This window comes from Micrococcus sp. LASM2_SD2 (assembly GCF_057364565.1).
The window spans coordinates 1-5,099 of the sequence record NZ_JBNFOB010000181.1 but is presented as its reverse complement, the minus strand read 5'-3'; the positions used below and the strand labels follow the sequence as shown (position 1 = coordinate 5,099).

At 73.2% G+C, this 5,099-nt stretch carries 2 protein-coding genes and 1 pseudogene; 1 reads left to right on the top strand and 2 read right to left on the bottom strand.

All coding sequences use genetic code 11. The annotated features are described in order from the left end of the window. Positions 1–1,589, bottom strand: a pseudogene (locus AC2W7A_RS09360) (GNAT family N-acetyltransferase); the annotation flags it as partial. A 49-nt stretch (positions 1,590–1,638) separates the two neighbouring features. Here AC2W7A_RS09360 and AC2W7A_RS09355 point away from each other — a divergent pair. Further along, complete coding sequence (locus tag AC2W7A_RS09355; protein WP_485991125.1) at positions 1,639–4,233, top strand: DNA gyrase/topoisomerase IV subunit A; 2,595 nt, start codon at positions 1,639–1,641, stop codon at positions 4,231–4,233. A gap of 29 nt (positions 4,234–4,262) precedes the next feature. On the opposite strand, the gene AC2W7A_RS09350 is transcribed toward AC2W7A_RS09355, so the two are convergent. Continuing rightward, the coding region (locus AC2W7A_RS09350; RefSeq protein ID WP_485991124.1) for an ATP-binding cassette domain-containing protein at positions 4,263–5,099 on the bottom strand (837 nt) is incomplete at its 5' end.

Genomic DNA, 5,099 nt, shown 5'->3' with positions numbered 1-5,099 from the left:
CTCGGCGGAGGCCAGGCCGACCGTGTCCACGACCGTCGAGGCCCTGGGCCGCGGCGCGTCCCGGGCCAGCCGGTCCAGGGCGAGGGAGTCGCCCACGAGGACCACGTTGCGTCCGCGGGGCAGCGGCTGGGAGGCGAGGGCCTGCATGACGTCCATGAGCTCCTCGTGGGTGAGGACCTCGATGGCGCCGGTCTGGTCCAGCATGGAGTCGACCGTGCCCTCGGGGGCCCGGGTGGTGCGGGTCGCGTGGCCCGGGGGCAGGTTGCGGCCGGTGACGTCCGAGCGGACCACCACCACGGGCTTGGTCCGGGACAGCCGGCGGGCGATGCGGGAGAACTTGCGGGGATTGCCGAAGGACTCCAGGTAGACGCCCACGGCGGCGGTGTGCGGGTCGTCCTCGAAGTACTGCATCGCGTCGTTGCCGGAGACGTCGGCGCGGTTTCCGGCGCTGATCACCGTGGACATGCCGATGCCGCGGCGCAGGGCCGAGGAGGTGAGCATCGCGGAGATGGAGCCGGACTGGCTGAACAGGCCGATGCGGCCACGGGCCGGCAGGCCGGGCGCCGGGGACGCGTTGAGGCGGATCTGCGGGTCGGTGCAGATCACGCCCAGCGAAGCGGGGCCGATGACGCGCATGCCCTCGGCGCGGGCACGGGAGACAGCGCGCGCTGGGCCGCGACGCCCTCGGCGCCGGCGTCCGCGTAGCCGGAGGTGAGCACGAGGATGCCCTTGACGTCATGCTCGGCGCACTGCTCGACCACGCCGGGCATCTCGTCCACGGGGACGGCGGCGACCACGAGGTCCACGGGTCCCGGGACGTCCTTCACATGCGCGTAGGCGGGCACGCCGCAGACCTCGAACGCCTCCCGGTTCACCGCGTAGACCTCACCGGTGAAGCCGGCCTCCAGGATGCGTTCCAGGACGACGTGGCCGACCGACTCCGCGTTTCGCGAGGCGCCGACGACGGCCACGGAGGACGGGTTCACGATCTCGGCCACGGACTGCGCCTCGGCGCGGTGCTCCCGGGACTCCATGACGGCGCGCCAGCGTGCGGTGGGGTCGATGGGGAACTCGACGTCGACGACGCCGTCCTCGAAGTGGCGGGCGACCTCGAAGCCGGACTCCTGGAAGACGGAGAGCATCTTGCGGTTCTCCGGGAGGACCTCGGCGGTGAAGCGGCGGATGCCGTTCTCGCGGGCGGCGACGGCCAGGTGCTCCATGAAGATGGAGCCGAGGCCACGGCCCTGTGCGTCGTCGGCGATGTTGAAGGCGACCTCGGCCACGTCCTTGCCCGGGTAGCGGTCGTAGCGGCCGACGCCGAGGATGCGGCCGCGGCGCTGCACCACGAAGGCCACCCGGTCCTTGTGGTCCACGTGTGTGAACCGCTCGAGGTCCTTGGCGGACAGCTGGGACTTGTAGGTGAAGTAGCGCAGGTAGATGGAGGACTCGGACTGGCCCCGGTGCATGGCCTGCAGGCCGTCCGCGTCGTCCGGAGTGATCGGCCGCAGGCGGGCGGTGGTGCCGTCCCTGAGGACGACGTCCGCCTCCCAGTGGCGGGGATATTCAGGCCTCTGACGCTTCTCACCCATAGGATTCAGCCTAGACAATCTCCGACCCGTTGAGGACTCCCGAAGCACCATGACAGCCCGATCGACCCGTTCCCGCTCCGCCGCCGGCGATGCGCCGCAGCCCGTCCCCGTGGAGCAGGAGAACATCGTCGACGTCGACGTCGCGCAGGAGATGGAGAGCTCGTTCCTCGAGTACGCGTACTCGGTGATCTACTCCCGTGCCCTGCCGGACGCCCGCGACGGTCTGAAGCCGGTCCAGCGGCGCATCCTGTACATGATGTCCCAGATGGGCCTGCGCCCGGACAAGGGCCACGTGAAGTCGGCCCGCGTGGTCGGCGAGGTGATGGGCAAGCTGCACCCGCACGGCGACGGCGCGATCTACGACGCCATGGTCCGCATGGCCCAGTCCTTCTCCCTGCGCCTGCCGGTGGTGGACGGGCACGGCAACTTCGGCTCCCTCGACGACGGCCCGGCGGCCCCGCGCTACACGGAGGCCCGCATGGCCCCGGCCGCGCTGGCCATGACCGCGGACCTGGACGAGGACACGGTCGACTTCGTCCCCAACTACGACAACCAGTTCATGCAGCCCGGGGTCCTGCCCGCCGCCTACCCGAACCTGCTCGTCAACGGCGCCTCCGGCATCGCGGTGGGCATGGCCACGAACATGGCCCCGCACAACCTCCGTGAGGTCGTGGCCGCGGCCCGGCACCTGATCGAGCACCCGGACGCGGACCTCGAGGCGCTGATGCGGTTCGTGCCGGGCCCGGACCTGCCCTCGGGCGGCCGGATCGTGGGCATGGACGGGATCCGGGACGCCTATGCCACGGGCCGTGGCTCCTTCCGGATGCGCGCCACCGTGTCCGTGGAGCAGGTGACCGCACGCAAGACGGGCCTGGTGGTCACGGAGCTGCCGTACGCGGTGGGTCCGGAGAAGGTGATCGAGAGGATCAAGGACGGCGTCAACGCCAAGAAGATCACCGGCATCTCGGACGTCGTGGATCTGACGGACCGCAAGAACGGCCTGAAGCTCGTGATCGAGCTCAAGTCCGGCTTCAACCCGCAGGCCGTGCTGGCGGCGCTGTACAAGCACACTCCGCTGGAGGAGTCCTTCGGCATCAACAACGTGGCCCTGGTGGACGGGCAGCCCCAGACCCTGGGCCTGCGGGAGCTGCTCCAGGTCTACGTGGACCACCGGCTGTCCGTGGTCCGCCGCCGCACCGCGTTCCGCCTGGGGAAGAAGAAGGACCGGCTCCACCTGGTGGAGGGCCTGCTCCTGGCCCTGGTGGACATCGACGAGGTCATCGAGATCATCCGCACCTCGGACGACGCCGCCGCGGCCCGCGCCCGTCTGATGCAGGTCTTCGACCTCACCGAGGTGCAGGCCAACCACATCCTCGAGCTGCGGCTGCGCCAGCTGACGAAGTTCTCCCGTCTGGAGCTCGAGGCCGAACGGGACGAGCTGGCCGCCGCGATCGCCGAGCTGGAGGCGATCCTCGCCTCGGACGCCCGCCTGCGCGAGGTGGTGTCCGGCGAGCTGGCCGACGTCGCCGACGAGTACGGGGACGACCGCCGCACCCGTCTGCTCGACGCGGAGAACCTCGTCTCCCCCACGGCGGCCGCCCCGGCGGCCCAGGCCACGGCCGGCGCCCCGGCCTCCCCGATGATGATCGCGGACACCCCCTGCTGGGTGCTGCTGTCCACGGCCGGCCGGCTGCTGCGCACCGCGGACCGCACGCCGATCGCCCCGGTGGGGCGCCGGCACAAGCACGACTCCTTCACCTCTGTGGTCCCGACGACGGCCCGCGGGGAGATCGGCGCCCTCACCTCGGCCGGTCGCCTCCACCGCCTCCAGGTGGTGGACGTCCCCGCCGCCGCGGAGGCCTCCGCCTCCCCGGCGATGGCCGAGTCCGTCCCCGCCAAGGAGTTCGTGCCGCTCGGGCGCGGCGAGTCCCTCGTGGCCCTGGTCCCCCTGGACGCCGTCCTGGCGATCGGCACGGCCCGCGGCGTGGTCAAGCGTGTCCGCCCGGAGTGGCCGCTGAACCGGGACATCTTCGAGGCCATCACGCTCAAGGACAGGGACGCCGTGGTGGGCGCCGCGCCCGCGGTCCAGGACGAGGACCACCTGGTGTTCGTCACCGCCGCCGGCCAGCTGCTGCACTACCAGGCGTCCCTGGTGCGCCCGCAGGGGCCCACCGCGGGGGGCATGGCCGGCATGCGGGTGGCGGACCGGGACGAGGTCCTGGCGTTCGCGGTCGCACCGGCCGGCACCGTGGTGCCCGAGGCCGAGCTGTCCTCTGCGGAGCGCCCCGCGGTGGTGGTCACGGTGGCCGACGGGCAGTCCGACCTGCTCGGCTCCGCCCCGGGATCGGTGAAGGTCACCCCGCTGGGCGAGTACCCGACCAAGGGCCGCGGCACCGCCGGCGTCCGCGCGCACCGCATGCTCAAGGGAGAAAACGCCGTGGTGCTGGCCTGGGCCGGAGCATCCCCGGCCCTGGCCGCCTCCAAGGCGGGCGTGGCGCGGGCCCTGCCGACCGAGTTCGGCCGTCGGGACGGCTCCGGTGTGCCGGTGGACCAGCGGATCGAGGCGATCGGCTCGGGTGCGTCCCCGGTCCTGGTGGCGGCCGCTCCGGAGCCGGACGAGGCCGTGGAGGTCTCCGCCGACTGACGGCCGGTGACAGGCGTCCCCGCTGCCGTCTAGGACTCGCGGGGCAGCCGCACCAGCACGTCCGCGTCGGCCACGATCGTCTCGTCGTGGGTCACCGTGACCGCGACCGTGTCCGCGAGGGCACGCCGCAGGTCCGCGATGAGCGCATGCCCCTCGTCCTGGCCCAGATGCGCCGTGGGCTCGTCCAGGAGGACCACGTCCGCCCCGGCGAGCAGGGCGCGCGCCACGGCCAGGCGCTGGCGCTGGCCCCCGGACATCCTCCGCCCTCCCGGACCGACCCGCGCGTCCAGACCGTCCGGCTGCGCCGCGAGCCAGTCGCCCAGGCCGACCCGGTCCACCGCGGCCTGAAGCTCGGCGTCGGTCGGGGCCTGTGCGGGGTCCCGGGCGAGGGCGAGGTTCCCGCGCACGGTGGAGTCGAACACGAGCGCGTCCTGCGGGGTCCAGGCCACGCGCCGCAGCCGGTCGACTGGCGGCAGGGGACCTGCCGGACGCACACCCGAGGCCGCCTCGTCCGCCGTGAGCAGGTCCAGGCGCCCCGCCGCCGGTGGCAGGAGGCCGAGCAGCACGGACAGCAGGGTGGACTTGCCGGAGCCGGAGGGTCCGACCACGCCGACCGTCTGTCCCCTCCTGGCGCACAGGCCCAGGTCGGTCCACACGGGCGCGGCCGCACCCGGGTGACGGGCGGCGGCCCGCTCCAGCAGCAGGACGTCGACGACGGCGCTCCCCGCCGGTGCCTCCCGCGCCCGGTCCTCCCCTCGCCCGGAGCGCTGCCCGCCGATGTCCGACTCACCGGTCGCCGGCATTCCCGGCTCGGCCGGTCCCCGGTCGACGAGCAGCCCCGCGACGGCGCGGCCCGGTCCCGGCAG

What these genes read in the sequence shown, in the direction of transcription:
- AC2W7A_RS09355 (WP_485991125.1), top strand. Translation starts at nt 1,639, where the DNA reads ATGACAGCCCGATCGACCCGTTCCCGCTCCGCCGCCGGCGATGCGCCG.